The sequence below is a fragment of the Flavobacterium sp. FlaQc-49 genome (assembly GCF_044005985.1).
Taxonomy (GTDB): Bacteria; Bacteroidota; Bacteroidia; order Flavobacteriales; family Flavobacteriaceae; genus Flavobacterium; species Flavobacterium cupriresistens.
The window spans coordinates 24,866-46,935 of the sequence record NZ_JBIPCS010000016.1 but is presented as its reverse complement, the minus strand read 5'-3'; the positions used below and the strand labels follow the sequence as shown (position 1 = coordinate 46,935).

Genomic DNA, 22,070 nt, shown 5'->3' with positions numbered 1-22,070 from the left:
ATGAAAAGAATACTCTTAACAATAGTGCTTTTAGTTGGGCTTTCGGCCTATAGTTTTACAGAAAAAGACTCACTGTCAAGTTTTACCTTTCAGCGTCTGGCCATGCTGGAAGATTTTGATTGTGACGCCTGCGGGTGCTCGGCAAGTGGTGGAAGCATGGGATTTAGTTCTATGCTAAACAATAATTTTGTCGGAGTTCGTTACTTCAAACAAGGTTATACCAGTCGCGACGGGATTTTCAACAATTCTCCGTGGATCGACGAGAATTTCAATACTATTCAGGCCTGGGCAAGGATTCCGATTACCCAAAAAATCCAGATTTCGGCATTGGTTCCGTATCATTTTCACGAACGTGAATTAACATCAGGTACCGAAAGTATTGCAGGTTTGGGGGATATCACCGTAATGGGATTGTATTCAGTTTATGAAACAAAAAAAGACAGCACCCTTTTTACCCACAAAATAAATCTGGGCGCAGGAGTAAAAATGCCAACTGGAAAATTTGCCGAAGCCAATAATTTAGGAAGTATCAATCAGAGCTTTCAATTAGGAACCGGAAGCTGGGATTATCTATTGGTTTCGGAATATGTGATTAAGAAAAACAATTTAGGGTTGAATACCATGCTGAATTATGTTTTCAAAACCGAGAACAGTAAAAACTATCAGTACGGAGATCAGTTTAACTATGCCAGTACGCTATTTTATTTATTTAATCTCGAGGCTTTACAACTGGTTCCACAATTAGGTTTAGCCGGAGAAGTTTATCAGACCAACAAACAACATGGTTTAGATTTACCCGATACGGCAGGTGATATACTGTTTGGAAAATTTGGAATTGAGGTCGGAAGAGACAAATTTTCTTTGGGTATAAACGCCATGTTGCCTATCAACCAAAATTTATCCAGCGGAAAAATGGAAGCCAATTACAGATGGGGTATTAATTTGAATTACACCCTTTAAACATTAAAAAACAAATTCATTAAACAACGAAATTTATCTTGAAACGCTTTCTTATCCTATTGCTTTCTTGCATGCTATTAGTCCCCTCTTTTGGCAGTTTCTTTGTATATACTACCTTCAAATTAAATCAGGAAGAAATCTCAAAAACCATCTGTGTACAACGAAAAATGCTTTTTAATGATTGTAATGGTCGATGTGAACTTCAAAAGAGTTTAAAAAAGTATGAGGATAATGAAAAAAGAATGCAAAACAATCTGAAAGAAAAAACAGAAATCGTTTACATTCAAAATCTTGGCATTACTCCTTTTGAACTCCTCCTGCCAATCGAAGCTGAAGTAAAACTTTACGCCTCTCTCAATGAGAAACCGGTTTCGATTTCAAAGACTGTATTTCATCCTCCCTCCTGTATTCTATAAATTTTAGTCCTTTTTTCAATGAAAATTGAAAAAATCTTTCTTGGCATAAAGCCAAAGAATATCGGTTACTCCTTAAAAATTTATAGCATTTAAAATGAAAAAAATATACTTTATCCTACTGATCATAGGACAATGTGTTTTTGCACAAAACAAAGTAGAGAAAGATTCTACCAAATCTCAGGAACTGGAAAATGTTTTTGTAACGGCCAATCGTACTGCCACTTTACGCAAAGAAACCCCTGTTGCCATTAGCAAAATAACAGCAAAAACCATCAATGAAACCAAGGCAACTGCGGTTTACGAAATCATCAATAAAACCCCGGGGGTATTGATGGTCAATATAGGAAACGAACAACACATGATGTCGATTCGTCAACCTATGACAACCAATGCCTATTATTTGTATTTGGAAGATGGTTTACCGATTCGCCCCATGGGAATCTTCAACCATAATGCCTTATTAGAGATTAATCAGTTTAACATTCAAAATATTGAAGTCGTAAAAGGCCCCGTTTCTTCACTGTACGGACCGGAGGCTGTCGGCGGAACCATCAATTTAATTTCGCTAAAACCACCTGTTGATCCCGAATTTAAGTTTGGAGTTCAGGCTGATAATTATGGCTACAGAAGATTTCAGGCTGCCGGTGGTGCAACTGTTGGAAAAGTCGGTTTTCATATTGCCGGAATTTCAAGTTTACAAGAAAATGGCTGGATGGCGTATTCTGATTACAACAAAGACAATCTCAATGCCAGAATCGATTACAACATCTCCCCTTCTACCCGATTGATCAGTAACACGATGTATGGAAAATACTATTCGGATATGAGTGGTACGGTTAACGAAGATGCTTTTAACAACAGAACCTACAAAAGCACTTCTAATTTCACATACAGAAAATCGGAAGCTTTACGAACACGACTAACATTAGAACACGACTGGAATAACAATTCAAGCAGTTATCTTACAGCCTATTTTCGTGATAATAAATTAGGACAGAATCCATCCTACGGAATCCGATGGAGTCCTACTGTTAATCCTACCACAGCCAAGGGTGAAGTAAATTCAAACAACTTCAAAAGTTACGGGGCAATTGGACAGCACACCCAAAAGTTCGATTTCCTGAATACTAAAATTGTAGCGGGTGCCTTATACGATTATTCGCCAGTAACCTATTGGTCGTATGTACTTGATTTGAAAGCCAATCTAAATCCGGGAGAAGCAGGAAAACAAACCGTAGATTCTTATGAAATTATTGCCGAACATCCAGACTCAAAACTCGCGGATTATACCGCCGATATTATCAACACCGCCGGATATGCTCAGGTAAGTATTAATCCCGTAAATAAATTAATCTTTACCGTTGGTGGTCGTTATGACAATATGAAAGTGAAGTATAACAACGCCCTCGATCTTTCCTCCGGGAGTAAGGTTTATGATAAAATAACGTATAAAGCCGGAGCCAATTACAATCCGTTTACATTTGCGGGGATATATGCAAACTACTCACAAGGTTTTGCGCCTCCCGGAATCACCTCCATTTTCAGAACTAAACCCGGTACAGGAGGAACAACAGCTGTTCCTGCCGAGTTTTATTACAATCTGGAACCGGCTACTTTCAATAATGTCGAAATAGGCGGATGGTTTTCGCTCTTAGAAAACAAACTAAACTTGGATTATGCATTCTATTATATGGAAGGCAAGAATGAATTACTAAATGTAAAACTTGCAGATAATACCACTGATTATCGTTCGGCCGGAGAAACCCGCCACAAAGGAATTGAATTTGGTGCTACTTATAAACCTTCCAAACAATTCAATATTCGTCTTGGCGGAACTTACGCACAACATACTTACATTGATTTTAAACTTTCGGACAAACCGTCAGATCCTGTACAGAATCTAAACGGTAAAGAAATGCCCGCAGCTCCAAGATGGTCCGGAAATTCTGAAGTTAGTTATTACCCCAATTGGCTTCCCAATTTAAGAACTTCAATTGAATGGCAGCTTGTTGGCAGTTATTACCAGGATCAGATTAATACCTTCAAGTACAACGGGTATAACTTGTTTAATGCCAGAATTGGTTATCAATGGAGAAAAATTGAAATCTATGGAAACGTAATGAATCTTACGGATAAATTATATGCCTATAATGTCTCCAGAGCCAATATAGCAAATGCTCAACCCACTTATACAGCGGCAGCACCGAGAACTTTTGTATTTGGAATTCAGTATAATTTTTCCTTAAAAAAATAACCATGAGCAAAGAAACAAACAGAAAAACGGCTAAAAAGAAGGATTCAAAATTCATCAAAAAAATCAAACAACACATGTACAAATGGCATCGTGTTATTGGATTAATTACAATTGTTCCTGTAATTTTCTGGACCTTATCGGGTTTGATGCATCCTTTTATGGCACATTTTTTTAAACCGGAAATCGCCCATGAAAAACTGGAACAACAGCATATCGATAAAAATCAGCTAAAGTATTCTATTCAGGAAGTTTTACAAAAAAACGAATTGACACAGTTCAAGAATTTCAGAATTGTATCTTTTAATAATGTTACCTATTACCAAGTAAAAACAATCCTTGGTGAACTATGGTATTTTGACACCGCCACTGGCAAAAAACTGGAAAACGGAGATCAGAAATATGCCGAATGGCTATCCCGCTACTTTCTGGAGGATCAAAAAAGCACCGTTAAAAAAAGTGAAGTCGTAACCGAATTTACTTCACAATACAAATATGTCAATCGTTATTTACCGGTTTACAAACTGACATTCGATCGTACGGATGGAATGGAAATTTATGTAGAAACTTCCTCAGGCAAGCTGGCTACCTACAATCCAACTTCAAGGCAAGCTTTTATTTGGTTTTTTGACGTTTTTCATAATTGGTCGTTTATTGATGCCATCTCTAACAACAGTATCCGGATTATAATGATGATCTTCCTTTTGTCTATAATTGGTTTTTCTGCTTTAAGTGGTATTGTAATTTATGGTTTACTGTGGAAACAATTTAAAAAAACAGATAATTTACAACCCAAAAAAGGACTTCGAAAATACCACCGCCAAATCGGAATCTGGGTTTCTCTTTTTACTTTGACCTTTGCTTTTAGCGGTGGATATCACGCTACCACCAAATGGGAGCCTTACACTTTATCACAAATGGTTTACGAGCCTACTTTTGAAACCAAAGATATTGGCGTTGCAAATAACATTCTGAATTTAGATTGGAGTCGTTTTCAAAACATTGGAATCATTACTTTAAACGACAGCATTTATTATCGTTGTCAGCTAACCGAAAAAGAAACCGGAAAATTCAAAAAACCAAAATCGGACACAAATTCAAAATGGGGCAAAAAAAAGGAGTCCAAATCAGAAGTGATTTACCTCAATATGGCAACCAATACCATCACACCCAACCTTGATCTGCAATATGCGGAATTCCTTGCGTATTATTTTACAGATGGCACCCCAAAAGCCTCTTGCTGTGAGATGACCGAAAGTTCAAATGACGAACCTCAACCCACTCTGGAAGATGTAAAGCTACTGGAATCAAAAGTTTTAACTGATTTTGAAAGTCGTGAATATGGCTTTGTCAACAAAAGACTGCCAGTAACCAAACTAGCCTATGACACCCCTGAAAAAACAACTTATTTTATCGAAACAGCAACTTCAAGATTAGCCGCTGTTATCAAAAATTCGGACAAAGTAGAAGGGTACTCCTTTGCCTTTTTGCATAAATTTTTATTCATGGACTGGGCAGGAAAAAACATTCGCGATCTGACAATGGTACTAGCCGCACTGATTATTTTAGTTGTCAGTGTCTTAGGGTTTGTTCTTTTTTTGAGAAAATAGGTGCTGAGTTATTAAGGTTCTAAGTGCCTAATTATAGCTATCAAAAAATCACAATTTTTCTAAACCATATAAGTGATTTAAGAAAATATAAGCTTCAGTTTAAATGAACTTAAATTACTTATATGGTTAAAAATACTAACAATAATCTCTATGATTTGCTATTCCACTCATAAAGATTCTAAGCCATTTAAGAAAGTACGAGCTCCAATTTAAATGAACTTACATCACTTATATGGTTTAAAAAACAAAACCGTTAAGTCCTCTTATCGTGGATTTTCTTCAAAGTATCTGGCTTCGATTCTCTTGATGTCTTTGATTGAACTTTTAGCCCAAGCCAATCGTTTTTCAAGAATTTCTACGTCAGACAATTGCCAGTTTATAGTTGAATTGCGTAATCGATTGGTAAGGTTTTGAATGATGATTGCTGCAGAAACAGAAATATTTAAACTTTCTGTAAAACCAACCATCGGTATTTTTAGGAAACCATCGGCTTTATCTAATACTTCCTGAGAAAGCCCGTCGCGTTCTGTACCAAAAAACAAAGCACTTGGTTTGGTAATATCGAAATCTTCCAGCAAACAGTCGTTTTCATGCGGTGTTGTAGCAATAATTTGATACCCTTGATTTTTTAAAGTTGAGACGCAATTTGCAATCGAATCAAACTGATTGATGTCTACCCATTTCTGGGCACCCATTGCAATTTCTTTATCAATTCTTTTTCCGTAACGCTGCTCTATAATATTCAGTTCCTGAATCCCAAAAACCTCACAGCTTCGCATAACAGCGCTTGTATTATGCATCTGAAAAACATCTTCTACAGCAATTGTAAAATGCTTGGTACGGTTTGAGAGCACTTTTAGAAATCTTTCTTTACGGTTGTCGGTTAGTATATTTTCAAGAAATGCGAGGTAATCTAAATCAATCATTTTGGTTGTATTTGCCGCAAAAATACTAAAAAAGAATTAGTAACAAGGAGCCGTTAATTCCTTCCGGCCAGTTGTGCTGTCAATTTCTCTTGTAGTTTTTCATATAAATGATTCACCTTAACCATGTCAATTGCTAAATTTTCACCTAAAAAAGAATCTCCGTTAAAAACGTTTGTTTCATTTTTAGAATGTTTTTTTAGACGTTCATACATTTGGTCAACCTCTTCGATATAATAATCCACATCTATAATATCCATTACTTTTTCCAGAATTTCCCTCATTCCTTCTTTGTAATTATACACTGCAACATTTTGATCCTTTTCATAAAAATCAGAATACGCCTCAAAATATTTTTCCAGAACCACGGCACCATATTGCTGAAAAGTAAGTTCTTCCATATGTTGATCATTAATTCCAAAAACTTTAGACGGAAGCAAATTGGGAACCATGTGCATTCCTTTTAGTTTTGAATGAGATTTTAGTACTTCCGTTGGATTTCTATACAGCAGAATAAAAGGCAATTCAGGAAAAATGGCTCTTAATTGATTTGCTTCAAAAATGTGCCAGGAATCTAATTTCACAATCAGATTCTTTTCTTCCGGGAATCTTTTTTGTCCCAACAAGGCAATTACCGCCTTGATAAGAATCTTTTTTTTATCCAAATCAAAAAGGTCACTTCTTATAATGGCATCAATAATCGGAGCTTCTGCAATTACAATATTTTGCGGAGAAACCGCCAAAGACTGCGCCAGCATTGTAGAACCACAGCGCGATACATGAAAAACAAATGCTTTTAAATCAGTAGAGACTAACTGTTCCGACCAATCAATAAGATTTTCAACTGTGCTTACCAGTTTAAATCTTGTTGAATTATTAGAATATCCCACGCATTTCATCAGTGTTTCTTCAAAAAAGGGATCTAAATATCTTTTATCTCCCAAATAGATCCACTCAAAATAGACCTCGTCCTCTTTTTCAATTAACTTATTCGGAATCCAATGTAAAAGGGGATGATCGCTATTTTCCATGTTTAAAGATTTATTTTATTTATAAGATGGTATTGCTCCTGAACAGAATCCGTTAGGTTATCTACTATAAAAGTATAAAGTTTATTGGTTGAAACAGTTTCAGATTCAGAATCTGTTTTTATTATTAAGTCAGCTTTTACGGGGACTTCGTAAACAGCACTGATTCCTGTAAAATTATTGATCTTGTTGCTGTCAGTATCCGGCAGCAGTGCTTTTTTGTATAATCCTTTCGGATCTCTTTTTATGAGGTTATCTATTGAACAGTCCAGAAATATGGTTCTTACAAAAGAAAATTGACCGATTTCGTTTCTTAACTCTTCATAAGGATTGATGACCGACATTAAAACAATTACTTTTGACTGCACAAAATCCTGACCTACCTTAAATAAGCGTCTGACGTTTTCACAACGGTCTTCTTTAGAGAATCCCAGGTCTTTGCAAAGTGTTTGTCTGTAAACATCGCCATCTATTATTTCTACTTTGTGCCCTTGTTTGGCCAGCAAATACGAAACATTCTTTGCTAATGTAGTTTTCCCGGAACCTGACAAACCTGTAAATTGTATTAGTATCATTTTAGCTTTTACATAAAAAAAACAAAGCTATATAGATCAGTAGCTTGTCAATTATTTATAGTAAAAATACTAAAAAAAGAAAACGAAAAGAAGAATAATCATTTTAAGATAAAAGTAAATCCTCTACGTTTAATTTCACTTTTGGTTTATCTAACTTTTTGACTGCCTCCTTCACTCTTAGTTGCTCTTCATTAGAAAGAAACAGCGGAATTAATAAGCTCACATCAATTTTTAGTATTCTATTAATAATTACCAAATCTTTTAAGGTAAAAGGCTTAATTCCATTAACGAGCTCAGACATATGAGTCTTACTTTTATGACCTAGGAGCGTAGCCAGATTTTCTTGAGTCAAATCAAGTTCTTTCAATTTTTTTCGAATAGATTGTTTTCGGTTTTCGATAAAAACTCTTTCCAGTTCTGCTATTTGCTCAAACTTTTCAACTTCTAAAAGTTTATTCTCATCAATTAAATTAACATCACTCCATTCCGAACTTTCATATTTCACAATTAAATCTCGAAGTTTTGATCTCAGATTTTTAAAGTGACTACTCTCTTTTGCCAAAAGTCTTAATTTTCTATCAGCAATAAGCGCTCTTTCATAGTCAAGTTCATTTGAAATGAACCCACTATCAATTATACTTTCAATGTCAAAATTTGCTTTCATTATGTTATATATCCTTTTTTTCTCAACCACTTTTCTATAGTTGATTTGTTATTTTTAAAAACAGCTTCATACTCCTGATGCGTTCCTGCCCATGCAATTGTAGCTTCTCCCTCATCATCTAACTCAACTAAAATTAATGTTCTATGAAAGTGAATATTGAAAAAGTAAAATCCATCCTTATGAACACAATCTGCATCAGTCCAAACTTCCCTGAACTTCCCAGTTTTAGAATCAAAGTTTTCCAGATCAGTAATGAGTTTATCAATCGCACTGCATAACTTTTTATTTCCTATATTTTTAATTTTAATCTTTAAGATTATCTTTTTTCCTATAATTCTCATTGCAATGATTTTACAAAGTAAATGAAAAGTTCTGATAAAAACCGAACTTTAACATCTCTTTTTATAATTTGACTTAAAAAAACAAACAAAGTTGCCATATATTACAGCAATACACAATACAAATATATAAGATTTTACTTACTTTTAAATGCTTTTCTAAAGAAATGACCTCACAAATAAAAACATCTAATACAGCATTTTCCTTATATTTGAAATTCAAAAAATCAAAATGAAAAAGAAACTAGTCGTTTTAACCGGTGCAGGAATCAGTGCCGAAAGCGGAATAAAAACTTTTCGCGACAGCGATGGTTTATGGGAAGGACATGATGTTATGGAAGTGGCCACACCGGAAGGCTGGTATAAAAATCAGGAACTGGTACTGGATTTTTACAACAAAAGACGCCGACAACTCAAAGAAGTAAAACCCAATTTAGGCCATGAGATTTTAGCCGAACTAGAGCAGGATTTTGAGGTACATATTATTACCCAAAATGTTGACGATTTACATGAACGTGCCGGAAGTACAAAAGTCCTGCATTTGCATGGCGAATTGTTAAAAGTAAGAAGCACTCAAAATAAAAACCGGATTCTAGACTGGACAGAAGATTTATATACCGGTGACTTTGATGAAAACGGACATCAACTCCGCCCCCATATTGTTTGGTTTGGCGAGGAAGTTCCTGCCCTTGAAGAAGCTATTGACATAGTGGAGAAAGCAGATTATCTTGTTGTAATTGGAACTTCATTACAGGTATATCCAGCTGCCGGACTAATTTCGTACACCAACAGCACAACGCCGGTCTTTTACATTGATCCAAAACCAATTGCAATTCCTAATATTAGTAATAAAGTAGAAACGATTGCCAAAATTGCTTCAGAAGGGATGCTGATTTTAAGAGAGCGATTAAACTCAATTTAAAGAGAAAAAAGAAATCCGTTTTAATCTTTAAAATCTATGGCTATCTTTTTATTTTGCCACAGATTAAAGGATTAAAATGATTAATAATTTGTGACGCAAAAAAAACAGACACGAATTGCACAAATTACACAAATTAATTCGTGCCAATTTGTGAAATTCGTGGCAAAAAGAGCAAGATGGTCAAAAAACACGTTATAAAAACTATCTGTTTACCAAGAGCATAAAAGGGTTCGATAGAATTAAAGAATTAGATAATCCGTGCGAATCTTTTAATCTGTGGCAAAAAAATAATTCGTGCAATTTGTGTAATTCGTGGCAAAAAGATCCTAATAATCAAAAAACACGAAATAAAGACACGACAACTTTTAGATTTGATCCCACAATTGCCCCTTTTGATTACTTTTTATCCCCAAATTCTGTTTATATTTGCTCCTTTCGAACAAACAACATAACAATGACTACTTTAAACGAATTGAATGCTATATCACCAATTGATGGAAGATATAGAAATAAAACCCTTTCATTAGCGCCTTTTTTCTCAGAAGAAGCTTTAATCAAATATCGCGTATTAGTTGAAGTTGAGTACTTTATCGCCTTGTGCGAAGTGCCTTTGCCACAACTAAAAGACGTAAATTCTAATTTATTTGACAGCTTACGTGACATTTACAAAAACTTTTCTACCGAAGATGCTCTTTGGATCAAAGAAACAGAAAAAGTAACCAATCACGATGTAAAAGCAGTAGAGTATTTTATTAAAGATGCTTTCGAAAAGTTAGGTTTATCGCAATACAAAGAGTTTATTCACTTCGGATTAACATCACAGGACATTAACAATACTGCTATTCCGCTTTCTACAAAAGACGCTTTTGAGCAGGTTTATATGCCTTCCTTGATCACTTTAATTTCTAAATTAAAAGAATTAAGTGTTGAATGGGCAAACATCCCGATGTTGGCGCGTACGCACGGACAACCGGCTTCTCCTACCCGTTTAGGAAAAGAAATCCTGGTTTTCGTAGAGCGTTTAGAAGAGCAAATGCGTTTGTTGTTTAATATTCCTTTTGCTGCTAAATTTGGCGGAGCAACCGGAAATTACAATGCCCACCACGTAGCTTATCCACAAATCGACTGGAAACAGTTTGGAAATAAATTTGTTGAAACAGGTCTCGGCTTACACCATTCTTTTCCAACAACTCAAATTGAACATTACGATCACTTTGCAGCCTTTTTTGATGCTTTAAAAAGAATCAACACTATCGTAATCGATTTAGACCGTGATATCTGGACGTATGTTTCGATGGATTATTTCAAACAAAAAATCAAAGCAGGTGAAATTGGTTCATCCGCTATGCCACATAAAGTAAATCCGATTGATTTTGAAAATTCGGAAGGAAACTTAGGAATGGCAAATGCTATTTTTGAACATTTAGCTGCTAAATTGCCTGTTTCAAGACTTCAACGTGACTTAACAGACAGTACTGTTTTACGTAATATCGGAGTTCCAATTGGACACACCATTATTGCTTTTGAAGCTTCTTTGAAAGGTTTAAACAAATTACTTTTAAACGAGGCAAAATTTGCTGAAGATCTAGAAAAAAACTGGGCAGTTGTGGCTGAGGCAATCCAAACGATTTTACGTCGTGAAGCTTATCCAAATCCTTACGAAGCGTTAAAAGGTTTAACAAGAACCAACGAAGCAATTGATAAAAAGGCTATTCATAATTTTATTGCCACTTTAGAAGTTTCTGATGCTGTTAGAGCTGAATTAATGCAAATAACGCCTGCTAATTACACAGGAATTTAAAGAAAACCTAAAATATTTTACCAAAAAAAGCTATCTTTAACGGTAGCTTTTTTTATTTAATCCGATTGGAAGTTAGCCCAGATTATTTCACTTAATTTTTATTTTATAAAAGTTGAGTGATTTTCATTTAAAATAAAAAGCTTTGTGCAAAAAACTACATTTTTTTCACAAAAGTTTGAAATGGAAAACTGGATTAAACTCCTGAAAAAACATTCCCTATATGATTGCCATAAACGCCGCCGCAGCAACTACACACCACTTACAACCTTTAATCAGCGACTTGGGATTAATCCTGATCACCGCCGGAATTGCTGTGCTCCTTTTTAAAAAAATGAAACAGCCCCTTGTTCTGGGCTATTTAATTGCAGGTTTTTTGGCAGGAAATCATTTTGATTTTTTCCCTTCGATTACAGAGATGAAAAGTGTTGAGGTCTGGGCTGAGATTGGTGTAATTATTCTCCTTTTTAGTCTCGGACTCGAATTTAGTTTCAAGAAATTAATGAAAGTCGGCGGTACCGCATCGATTACGGCTATTACCCAGATTATCACTATGGTCATCATGGGGTATCTGGTCGGGCAATGGATGGGCTGGTCCCAGATGGACAGTATTTTTCTCGGAGTGATTTTATCGATTTCGTCAACGACCATTATCCTGAAAACTTTTGATGAACTGGGTGTAAAAGCGCAAAAATTTGCCGGAATCGTTATTGGTTCCCTGATTGTACAGGATCTCGTTGCTATTTTAATGATGGTTTTACTTTCAACAATTGCAGTAAGTCAGCAATTTTCAGGTAGCGAATTGATGATGTCTGTTCTAAAATTAGTTTTCTTTCTGACCGCCTGGTTTGTTGGTGGTATCTTTTTTATTCCGACACTTCTAAAAAAAGCCAAACATTTACTGACAGACGAAATGTTACTTATTATCTCCCTTGCTTTATGTTTGATGATGGTGAGTTTTGCAGCAAATGTAGGTTTCTCTCCGGCATTAGGTGCCTTTATAATGGGTTCAATTATTGCCGAAACTACACAGGCTGAGCATATCGAACATTTAATAAAACCCGTAAAAGATCTCTTTGGGGCGATCTTTTTTGTATCGGTCGGAATGTTAATCGATCCTAAAATGCTTTACGAACATGCTGTTCCCGTAGCGATTTTAACGATTTTAACAATCGTAGGGCAATCAGTAAGTTCTACTATTGGTGCTTTATTGGCCGGTCAGCCCTTAAAACAGTCCGTACAAACCGGAATGAGTTTATCACAAATTGGGGAGTTCTCCTTTATTATTGCCACTCTCGGGATGACGCTAAATGTTACAAGTTCCTTTTTATATCCAATCGTGGTAGCCGTTTCTGCTGTTACTACTTTTACGACTCCGTTTATGGTAAAATACGCAGTTCCTTTTTCGGAACTTTTAGAACGTAAACTTCCAAAAAAATGGGTCAAAAACATCAACCGTTATAGTGTCAACGCACAAGCTATAAAATCGGTCAGCACTTGGCAAAAAGTACTTCATGCCTATATTATTCAAATTATACTGCATACGATTATCATTGTTGCTGTAATTCTATCGTCGTCAAAATTTATAGCGCCACTTGTAGCCGATACGCGATTTGGAAACACTTTAGCTGCCCTTATCACTTTGGTCGTAATTGCTCCGTTTTTATGGGCCCTTTCTTTGCGACGTGTGGCAGTAGAAGAAGTCGAAGAGTTATGGGCAGAGCGCAAATACAGAGGGGCTCTTTTGATGTTGATTTTAATCAGAATGAGTCTTGGTTTATTCTTTGTCGGATTTCTGTTGAATATTTTCTTTTCGCCCCTAATCGCTTTTATCGCCTTGATTATCGCTATTGGAGCGTATCAGATATTCCCTAAAAAGTTAAACGAACAATATCATAAAATCGAAAATCACTTTTTGAAGAATTTAAACGATCGCGAAAACAAAAAAATCGACAGAAGATATGCCAACTTAATGCCTTGGGACGGACACATGTCGTTTTTTGACATTGGAAAAGAATCCAATTTAGTGGGTAAAACACTCGAAGAATTAAGGATTCGGGAGCAATTAGGAATCAACATTGCGTATATAAAACGTGGCGATGTAACCATTCCAATTCCAACCAAAAATGAACGTTTATTCCCAAGTGATGAAATTTGTGTCATCGGTACCGATGCTCAGGTTACTGAGTTTGCCCAATATCTTAATCAAAATGAGGTAGAAGCTCCTAAAAAAGCAGAAGAAACAGATATTGTATTGCGCCAACTGGAAGTTTCACAAGACGAATTTATACAAAAAAGCATTGGACAATTCCGAGTAAAAACCAACGGTCTGGTAGTTGGTATAGAACGAAACGGAAACAGAATCCTAAATCCTGAATCCCAATTAATCTTAGAAAAAAATGATATTCTTTGGGTGGTTGGAGACAAAAAAAGAATGTCGGATTTATTGAAATCCTAAGGCTCTGAGTTACTAAGGTTCTAAGTGGCTAAGTGTACTACTTTTAAAAAAAGAAAGCCCTTAAATCTCTAAAACTTTATTTTAGGGACTTAAGGGCTTAATAAATTACTAGTTAAATTCACCCGGCAAAAAAACTCCTATCTTAGAAACTTAGTACCTCAGAACCTCAGCAATTTTATTTATTCGGTTGCGGAGTCATACGCAAATAAGGCTTTATAGGTGTGTGTCCTTTTGGAAACTTTGCAGGGATATCGCTGTCCGGAACTGCCGGAGTAATAACCACATCTTCTCCATCTTTCCAGTTTGCCGGAGTTGCTACACTATAATTTGCTGTTAATTGCAAGCTATCAATAACACGTAACAATTCGTCAAAATTTCTTCCTGTTGATGCAGGATAAGTCAACGTCAATTTTATTTTTTTATCAGCACCAATTACAAATACCGAACGCACTGTAAATTTATCACTGGCGTTTGGATGAAGCATATCATATAACGTTGCTATTTTTTTATCTTCGTCCGCAATAATAGGAAAATTAACCGTTGTATTCTGAGTCTCGTTGATATCTTTTATCCACTCCAAATGAGATTCTAAACCATCTACACTCAAAGCGATAACTTTTGTATTTCTTTTTGTAAATTCCGGAAGATAATTGGCAACTGTTCCTAGTTCAGTTGTACAAACCGGAGTAAAATCGGATGGATGCGAAAATAAAACACCCCAGGAATCTCCGAGCCATTCATGAAAATGAATTGGTCCTTCGGTTGTTTCAGCCTGAAAATCGGGAGCTATATCGCCTAATCGTAATGTTGACATAATTGTACTTTTTTTAGTTCCTCTAAAATTACTCAAAAAAAGAACAAAGAAAACATTGATTTTCACAAAAATAGTTAAAAAAAGCCCCTACTTTTTCGTTTGAATGTTCGGTAAAAAGTAAGCCAAAACTCCAATTAAAGGCAAATACGAACTTATTGTATAGACATATTCGATACTCGTTTTATCTGCAATATAACCCAAAATAGCCGATCCTAAACCGCCCATTCCAAAAGCAAAACCAAAGAACAAACCAGAAATCATTCCGACTTTTCCGGGTTTCAATTCCTGAGCATAAACTAAGATTGCCGAAAATGCAGAAGCGATAACAATTCCGATAATAACGGCCAAAACTCCTGTCCAGAACAAATTAGCATAAGGCAAAAGCAAGGTAAATGGCGCCGCTCCTAAAATAGAAAACCAAATAATATATTTTCTTCCAAAATGATCCCCTAATGGACCACCTATTAAAGTTCCTGCCGCAACAGAAGCTAAGAAAATAAACAGATAGTACTGCGATTCCTGAATGTCTAAAGAAAATTTACTCATTAAATAAAAAGTAAAATAACTGGACATACTTGCCATGTAAAAGAACTTAGAGAATATTAACAACAATAAAACAATAATCGAAATAGTGATTTTTCTATTGGATAATGGAACTGTTTCCTCTAAACCTGTCTTTTTTGCAGCTCTCAAACTCATATGATTTTCATACCAAAGTGCAATTCTAGACAGAATCATGATTCCTAAAACTCCTGCTATTACAAACCAAATCACATACGATTGTCCATAAGGAGCAACTACCAAGGCAACCAACAAAGGTCCGATGGCACTACCGGCATTTCCTCCCAACTGAAAAATTGATTGCGCCAGACCACGCTTCCCTCCTGATCCTAAAAAAGCAACACGAGAAGCTTCGGGATGGAAAATAGAAGAACCAACTCCTACCAAGGCCACCGAAGTCAAGATCATCCAAAAGGACGTTGAGATAGACAATAAGCCTAATCCAAGAATAGTAAAAAGCATTGCAGCCACTAGTGAGTATGGTTTTGGCTTTTTATCGGTATAAAATCCAACAAAAGGCTGTAACAAAGAAGCGGTTAACTGAAAAACAAACGTAATTAATCCGATCTGTGTAAAAGTCAGATTGAAGTTTTCTTTTAAAATCGGGTAAGTAGACGGAATTACAGATTGCATTAAATCATTCAGCAAATGGGCAAATGCAATGGAGAATAATACCGAATAAACGGTTTTTTGAGCTAAAGCACTGCTATCAATTGTAGCAGTCTGAGTAGATGAATTCATATTATGGTAACAAAAAAATTATATATAACTAACTATAAAATACCAGATGGTAAGGGTGATGAAGGAAGCCGGTATGCCGAAACCAATCATCATGCTGCTGAGCTTTGGTTTTAATCCGTAAGTCGAGGCCAAAATTGCACCGGTTATCATGGGTGCCATTGCCATTTCCATAAGGGTAATTTTGATCGCTTCTGAATGTTGTTTTAAAATAAAAACATACAAAACCAGAATGATAAAAGGAGCCAGAATAAGTTTGTAAAAAAGCCCTAATTGCAAGAATTTCCAATGTCGGCTTCTTCGGTCAAACGTAAGTTGCAACCCTACAGAAAGCAAGGCTAAAGGGGTTACAAAACTTCCAATTTTTAATAAAATGGCTTGCAGACTTTCGTCAAACTCCACTTGAAAAACATTCAGCAGACAGGCGACAACAAACGTGATAAATGGAGGAAAAAGAACAACCTTCTTTAAAATCCCTAATGCATCAGGACTTCCTTTTGAATAAAAAGCAGCCACAAAAATCCCTAAAGTCGAAACCACCACAAAAGTTCCTGGCTGATCAACAAGAACGGCGGTTTCCAAACCTTTTTTTCCAAATAAAGCCTCAATAATCGGATAGCCTAGAAAGGAACTGTTACTCAATCCTGCTGTCAGAATCAAACAGCCGATCAATTTATTAGACCAGCCTAACTTTTTTCCCAGAAAATGAAAAAACACAAAGGCAAGTATAAAACTAATCCATCCTGATCCTATCGGAAACAGTAAATCAACATTCCATTTTATTTTCGGTATGTGATACAAAGTAATGGCCGGCAGACAAACGTAGATGACTATTTTATTCAAAAGCTTATAAACAGAAGTCGGAAACTGCTTTACTCTTTGTAAAAGCAAACCCAAAGTCAAAAAGAAGAATATTAGAATAAAATTGTTCATAGTGCAGAATGATTGCAAAAATAAGGTTTTATAAAACATTGAATACTATTAATTTTCAGTTAAAACTTTTTTTTATTGAATAAAACCGCATACATTTGTAATATATTTTATTACAGTATGATTTCAGGTAAGTTTGCCATAACGATTCACATTTTAACTTTACTCACTAAATTCCCAAATGATTATTTGTCTTCCGAATTTATTGCAGGAAGCATTAACCTTAATCCGGTTTTGGTTAGAAAGGAAATTGCGAATCTAAAAGCGCATCATATTGTAGAAAGTAAAGAAGGCAAAAACGGCGGTACAAAATTGTCTAAAGCGGCTTCGAATATTACTTTGAAAGAAGTATTTGAAATGACGCTTGACACAATCAATTTAGGTTATGCGAAAAATCAGCCCAATCCTGATTGTCCGGTTGGAAAAAAAATCAACCAAAATTTAGCCGAATTATATGCTGAAATGAATGAAAAAGTTAGTCTGCAACTGAGTGGTATCACCTTAGAAGATTTTTCAAATCAGTTCTAAAACTTTTTTTTACACAAAACTGTAACATTTTTTATTACTAATAAAACAGATATATTATGAAAATTGCAATCATTGGAGCTACCGGATTTGTTGGCTCCGCTATTTTAAACGAACTGGCTTCACGAAATCATGAAATTACAGCCATCGCAAGAACTCCAAAAGAAACTCCAAATGTAAATTGGGTAGCTGCGGATATTTTTAACACGGCTACATTGGCTGATGCTTTAAAAGGAAATGACCTTGTAATCAGCGCGTACAACTCTGGTTGGACGAACCCAAACATTTACGATGATTTTATTGCCGGTTCAAAAGCCATTCAGGAAGCAGTAAAAAAATCGGGAGTAAAACGTTTTATTACTATTGGCGGAGCCGGAAGTTTATTTGTAGCTCCCAATCTACAAGCAGTGGACACTCCAGATTTCCCAAAAGAATACCATGCAGGTGCAACAGCTGCAAGGGATTACTTAAACCTCATCAAAGAAGAAAAAGAGTTGGATTGGGCCTTTTTCAGCCCTGCTTTTGAAATGCACCAAGGCATTACAACGGGAAGAACAGGTAACTATCGTTTAGGACTGGAAAATCCGGTTTTTAATGACGAACAAAGAAGTATCTTATCAGTACAGGATTTAGCAGTTGTTATCGCTGATGAGGCCGAAACTCCAAAACATCATCAAGTGCGTTTTACAGCGGCATATTGATTTTTTTTAAGTTGCTGAGGAACTAAGATTCTAAGGTTCTGAGTTTTTCTTATAGCCACGAATTACACTAATTTCCGCTAATTTTTTTTCTCACTTACAGCAAAAAACGATTCGTGAAAATTCGTGTAATTCGTGGCAACCAAACTCAACAGTTTCAAAAGCCAAATTGCCTCTTGAAACTGTTTTTGTTTTCTGAGTCGTTAAGTTTCTATTTTTTTATAATCATGAATTTTCACAAGTTTTTCGTTCTCACCATACAGCAAAATAACAATTCGTGAAAATTCGTGTAATTCGTGTTAACCAACCTCAACAGTTTCAAAAGCCAATTTGCCTTTTGAAACTGTTTTTGTTTTCTGTACTTTTACACTACCAAAAAGAATGTTTTGTCGAGTTCAAAAAAACAAGTTAGCAGTCTACAAGAAAAAGCCGGAATTTCACCTCCTGAAATTACCAGCATATCTGCCATTCATCAGATTCAGAAAAACAGAAAAAAACAACCTTCTGCCGAAGAATTGATTAGTGGGATTCTTAACACCAACAGGACATCCTTAAGTCGGGGTATTACTTTGGTTGAAAGTACCAATCCCGAGCATGCCGAAAAAGCAAATGAAGTTATCAAAGGTTGTCTTCCTTATGCCAATAAATCGATCCGAATAGGGATCACAGGCGTTCCCGGTGTTGGAAAAAGTACTTTCATCGAAACCTTTGGAACCTTTCTGACTGGCTTAGGTAAAAACGTAGCGGTTTTGGCCGTTGATCCCAGTAGCTCTCTTTCTCACGGTAGTATTCTAGGCGACAAAACCCGAATGGAAGAACTAGTAAAAAATGAAAATGCTTTTATAAGACCCAGCGCATCAGGAGATACTTTAGGCGGAGTGGCCCGAAAAACAAGGGAAACGATTATACTTTGTGAAGCTGCTGGCTTTGATACTATATTAATCGAAACGGTTGGTGTCGGACAAAGTGAAACTGCTGTCCACAGCATGGTTGACTTTTTCCTTTTATTAAAAATCTCCGGTGCCGGTGACGAACTTCAGGGCATCAAACGGGGTATTATGGAAATGGCGGATGCTATTGTCATCAATAAGGCTGATGGTGATAACATCAAAAAAGCTACTCAGGCCAAACTGGAATTTAATCGGGCTTTGCATTTATTTCCACCAAAAAAATCAACCTGGCAACCCAAAGTAACTACCTGCAGTGCCATTACCCACGAAGGAATTTCGGAAATCTGGGAGACCATTTCCAGTTACTTCGAAATGACAACCAATACGGGCTATTTTCACGAAAAACGAAAAGATCAGAATCATTTTTGGATGATGGAAACCATCAACGAACAACTCCGATTGAACTTCTACAACCAACCGGAAATAATTTCACAACTGGAACAAAACAAAAAAGCAGTGCAAAATGATGAATTATCACCTTTTGCAGCTGCTCAGAATTTGTTAGCGTTGTATTTTGGAAAAGATACTAAGTAACGAAGTTGCTAAGATTCTGAGTTACTAAGAAAATCAAACTTAGAATCTTAGTCACTCAGAACCTCAGCCACTTAAAAGATTACTTTTTTCGAAGCTTATACTTATTCTCCTTATATAAATTTCCTGCTGTAATAACGTGTGCCAAAGCATCTTTGGCTAGTTCTTCGTTTAGTTTTACAGGAACTAAAGTTGTATCATTTTTGATCTCAAATTGCAGAGGTTTTAAATTGGGCTGCATGATTACAACCTGGTTCTCTACTCTGAACGCATTGATATCATTAAACTGCATAATAGATCTTCCCTGAACTTTAGTATCCAATTTATTTAAATTTCTTCCTACCATCGGTGTCTCAAACGGAATTCCTAAATACCCTAACAAAGTTGGAGGAATATCGATCTGACTTGCCAATTTGCTGTAAACACTTCCTTTCTGAACTCCAGGTCCCATTATCAAAGCTGGAATATGAAATTTATTGATCGGTACTAAATTCTTTCCGTAAGTTCTTGTATTATGATCTGCGATGACAATAAAAATGGTGTTTTTAAAATACGCCTCTTTTTTAGCCATTTCAAAGAATTTTCCAATTGAAAAATCCGCATATTTCATGGCGTTATTTACCGTTGCCGGTTTTTGATCGTAAGGTTTTATTCTTCCGGCAGGATATTCAAAAGGCTCGTGATTGGAAGTCGAAAACATCAAAGAAAAGAACGGTTTATCGCCTTTAGCTTTAAAATAATTGTTTGCTTTTGTTACCAGATCTTCATCTGAATACCCCCAAGTTCCTTTGAACGCATATTTGTTTCCATCCGATTCAAAGTCTGCCTGATCTACAATGTCCTGAAAACCATTTCCGTTGAAAAACGAAGCCATATTATCAAAATTCGCCATTCCACCATAAATAAAACTGGTATCGTAACCTTTTTGTTTTAAGGCATCAGCCAATGTAAAAAAGCCTTGTTGTGAATTTCCTAATTTTACCACACTTTCAGATGGCGATGGCAAAAATCCTGTTACAACCGCTTCAATTCCGCGAACACTACGAGTCCCTGTACAATACAAATTGGTAAACAACAATCCCTCTTTTGATAATTTATCAAATTCAGGTGTCAAGGGTTTTCCTCCTAAGATTCCAACGTATTCCGCGCCTAAACTTTCTTGTAGAAAAATAACGAGGTTATACGGTTTTGCTACAGCAGTATCCGGTTGTTGCACATGCAGAAACGGAATTTCAGCATCAGTAAAATCTGTCGGTCCGGCAATCATGTATTTTTTAACACGCGCAATAGCTTCCGCTTCCTCCATTTTGCCGTACATTTTGGTGTTCCCCTCGTTTTTAATCGAATAGGCCGCAAAAGCAACCGTATAAAAAGAATTCAACCCCAAAGTATTGGTTAATTGATCGGTAGAAAATACTGCATTACTGGCATTAATTGGTCTTTTTGAAGTCAAACTGGAACGTGCTCCAAAAAACAATAAAAAAGCCACTAATGGAAAAAGCATCAATTTGAATTTATATTCGGTATTGGTGGTGTGAAAGAAACGTTTTCCTTTTTTGAAAGCAAAATAAAGTACCACTCCCAAAATTAAAAACGTAACGATAATAGACGTCAGATAACTTTTCAACAACATTCCTACCACTTCTTTTGGGTAGATCAGATAGTCCAGAAAAATTTTATTGGGACGTGTGTCGTATTGTTTTACAAAATCAGGCGTTGCTAATTCTACGAAAAGAATTAAAAACAGGAACAAAAAACTATAAATCACCAAAAAGTTATTCGTGAATTTTATCCATTTACCTGGCAAAAATGTAATTAAAACAGCCGGAAGAAAAGACAAATAACACAATAATATTAAATCCATTCGCAGACCGATTGGGAAAATATACCAGAAATTTGGTGTTTCGACCACTCTGTCTTTAAAGATAAAAAATAAAAATAGTCGGCTTAAAGTACTAATTAGCAATCCGATTGCTATAAAATTAAAAACGGGTTTTAAAAAACTTATTTTTTTCATTAAAGATAATTTAAGGTGAAAAAACTTTGGAGATTTTGGGTAGACACACCGTAGAGACGCACAGTAGAGACGCACTGCTGTGCGTCTCTACCAATGTGTGTGTGTGTCTATTCTTCGTAACGATTTATTTCTCTGTCGTAAAAGTCGTTGGCCAAAACAATCAAACCTTCCATTTCGGCATTTAATTCTGCTTCATCAAGGTCTTCGGCTTCTTCCATAAACTCTACCTCATCATCTTTTAAATTGATTATAAATCTTGGATAATCAAGGTGAATGATAAAAATATCATCCGGGAAATCAGTATTGTCTCCGAGTAAAAATTTAGGTAATTCCATATTATTTATTTTATTTTTTTAGTCTTTG

Annotated in this window: 20 protein-coding genes; 10 read left to right on the top strand and 10 right to left on the bottom strand. The window is 35.8% G+C overall.

Annotated elements, in window-relative coordinates; all coding sequences use genetic code 11:
* The 4 genes from ACHRV3_RS21510 (at position 1) to ACHRV3_RS21495 (ending at position 5,237) form a co-directional block, all read left to right on the top strand.
* On the top strand, positions 1-960 hold the full coding sequence (locus ACHRV3_RS21510; protein WP_395436078.1) for a transporter: 960 nt from the start codon (positions 1-3) through the stop codon (positions 958-960).
* A 71-nt stretch (positions 961-1,031) separates the two neighbouring features.
* The gene (locus ACHRV3_RS21505) at positions 1,032-1,376 is read left to right on the top strand and encodes a hypothetical protein (protein WP_395436077.1); all 345 of its coding nucleotides are present in this window, start codon (positions 1,032-1,034) and stop codon (positions 1,374-1,376) included.
* 94 nt (positions 1,377-1,470) lie between these two features.
* Positions 1,471-3,630 (top strand): TonB-dependent receptor, encoded by a 2,160-nt coding sequence (locus tag ACHRV3_RS21500; RefSeq protein ID WP_395436076.1) that lies wholly within the window; start codon positions 1,471-1,473, stop codon positions 3,628-3,630.
* A gap of 2 nt (positions 3,631-3,632) precedes the next feature.
* Complete coding sequence (locus tag ACHRV3_RS21495; protein ID WP_395436075.1) at positions 3,633-5,237, top strand: PepSY domain-containing protein; 1,605 nt, start codon at positions 3,633-3,635, stop codon at positions 5,235-5,237.
* Positions 5,238-5,500: 263 nt separating this feature from the next.
* Here the strand turns inward: ACHRV3_RS21495 and ACHRV3_RS21490 are convergent, their stop codons facing one another.
* From ACHRV3_RS21490 to ACHRV3_RS21470, 5 genes are all read right to left on the bottom strand, one after another.
* Positions 5,501-6,163: a TrmH family RNA methyltransferase gene (locus ACHRV3_RS21490; RefSeq protein WP_395436074.1), complete on the bottom strand. Its 663-nt coding sequence runs from the start codon at positions 6,161-6,163 to the stop codon at positions 5,501-5,503.
* Positions 6,164-6,216: 53 nt separating this feature from the next.
* The gene (locus ACHRV3_RS21485; protein WP_395436073.1) at positions 6,217-7,191 is read right to left on the bottom strand and encodes a sulfotransferase family protein; all 975 of its coding nucleotides are present in this window, start codon (positions 7,189-7,191) and stop codon (positions 6,217-6,219) included.
* A gap of 2 nt (positions 7,192-7,193) precedes the next feature.
* Complete coding sequence (gene cysC / locus ACHRV3_RS21480; RefSeq protein ID WP_395436072.1) at positions 7,194-7,763, bottom strand: adenylyl-sulfate kinase; 570 nt, start codon at positions 7,761-7,763, stop codon at positions 7,194-7,196.
* 103 nt (positions 7,764-7,866) lie between these two features.
* Positions 7,867-8,427: a helix-turn-helix domain-containing protein gene (locus ACHRV3_RS21475; protein ID WP_395436071.1), complete on the bottom strand. Its 561-nt coding sequence runs from the start codon at positions 8,425-8,427 to the stop codon at positions 7,867-7,869.
* Complete coding sequence (locus tag ACHRV3_RS21470; protein ID WP_395436070.1) at positions 8,427-8,768, bottom strand: type II toxin-antitoxin system HigB family toxin; 342 nt, start codon at positions 8,766-8,768, stop codon at positions 8,427-8,429. Before ACHRV3_RS21470 ends, ACHRV3_RS21475 begins: the two co-directional genes overlap by 1 nt.
* 229 nt (positions 8,769-8,997) lie before the next feature.
* Here ACHRV3_RS21470 and ACHRV3_RS21465 point away from each other — a divergent pair, with 229 nt between their 5' ends.
* The 3 genes from ACHRV3_RS21465 (at position 8,998) to ACHRV3_RS21455 (ending at position 13,943) form a co-directional block, all read left to right on the top strand.
* A complete protein-coding gene (locus tag ACHRV3_RS21465) occupies positions 8,998-9,687 on the top strand; it encodes an SIR2 family NAD-dependent protein deacylase (RefSeq protein WP_395436069.1) in 690 nt (229 codons plus the stop codon).
* Between the two features lie 454 nt (positions 9,688-10,141).
* Positions 10,142-11,488: an adenylosuccinate lyase gene (gene purB, locus ACHRV3_RS21460; RefSeq protein WP_395436068.1), complete on the top strand. Its 1,347-nt coding sequence runs from the start codon at positions 10,142-10,144 to the stop codon at positions 11,486-11,488.
* A gap of 220 nt (positions 11,489-11,708) precedes the next feature.
* A complete protein-coding gene (locus ACHRV3_RS21455; RefSeq protein ID WP_047778499.1) occupies positions 11,709-13,943 on the top strand; it encodes a cation:proton antiporter in 2,235 nt (744 codons plus the stop codon).
* Between the two features lie 175 nt (positions 13,944-14,118).
* On the opposite strand, the gene ACHRV3_RS21450 is transcribed toward ACHRV3_RS21455, so the two are convergent.
* From ACHRV3_RS21450 to ACHRV3_RS21440, 3 genes are all read right to left on the bottom strand, one after another.
* Complete coding sequence (locus ACHRV3_RS21450; RefSeq protein WP_047778500.1) at positions 14,119-14,757, bottom strand: peroxiredoxin; 639 nt, start codon at positions 14,755-14,757, stop codon at positions 14,119-14,121.
* An 87-nt stretch (positions 14,758-14,844) separates the two neighbouring features.
* Complete coding sequence (locus tag ACHRV3_RS21445) at positions 14,845-16,059, bottom strand: MFS transporter (protein WP_395436067.1); 1,215 nt, start codon at positions 16,057-16,059, stop codon at positions 14,845-14,847.
* An 18-nt stretch (positions 16,060-16,077) separates the two neighbouring features.
* The gene (locus tag ACHRV3_RS21440; RefSeq protein WP_395436066.1) at positions 16,078-16,989 is read right to left on the bottom strand and encodes an AEC family transporter; all 912 of its coding nucleotides are present in this window, start codon (positions 16,987-16,989) and stop codon (positions 16,078-16,080) included.
* A gap of 117 nt (positions 16,990-17,106) precedes the next feature.
* On the opposite strand from ACHRV3_RS21440, the gene ACHRV3_RS21435 reads away from it, so the two are divergent.
* From ACHRV3_RS21435 to meaB, 3 genes are all read left to right on the top strand, one after another.
* A complete protein-coding gene (locus ACHRV3_RS21435) occupies positions 17,107-17,514 on the top strand; it encodes an Rrf2 family transcriptional regulator (protein ID WP_047778503.1) in 408 nt (135 codons plus the stop codon).
* A 56-nt stretch (positions 17,515-17,570) separates the two neighbouring features.
* Positions 17,571-18,212: an NAD(P)-dependent oxidoreductase gene (locus ACHRV3_RS21430; protein WP_395436065.1), complete on the top strand. Its 642-nt coding sequence runs from the start codon at positions 17,571-17,573 to the stop codon at positions 18,210-18,212.
* 383 nt (positions 18,213-18,595) lie between these two features.
* Positions 18,596-19,693 (top strand): methylmalonyl Co-A mutase-associated GTPase MeaB, encoded by a 1,098-nt coding sequence (meaB, locus tag ACHRV3_RS21425; protein ID WP_395436063.1) that lies wholly within the window; start codon positions 18,596-18,598, stop codon positions 19,691-19,693.
* Between the two features lie 79 nt (positions 19,694-19,772).
* Here meaB and ACHRV3_RS21420 read toward each other — a convergent pair whose 3' ends face one another.
* Together ACHRV3_RS21420 and ACHRV3_RS21415 are read right to left on the bottom strand one after the other, a co-directional pair.
* Positions 19,773-21,707 (bottom strand): LTA synthase family protein, encoded by a 1,935-nt coding sequence (locus ACHRV3_RS21420; protein ID WP_395436062.1) that lies wholly within the window; start codon positions 21,705-21,707, stop codon positions 19,773-19,775.
* A gap of 107 nt (positions 21,708-21,814) precedes the next feature.
* Positions 21,815-22,042: a hypothetical protein gene (locus ACHRV3_RS21415; protein WP_047778507.1), complete on the bottom strand. Its 228-nt coding sequence runs from the start codon at positions 22,040-22,042 to the stop codon at positions 21,815-21,817.
* Positions 22,043-22,070: the final 28 nt, after the last annotated feature.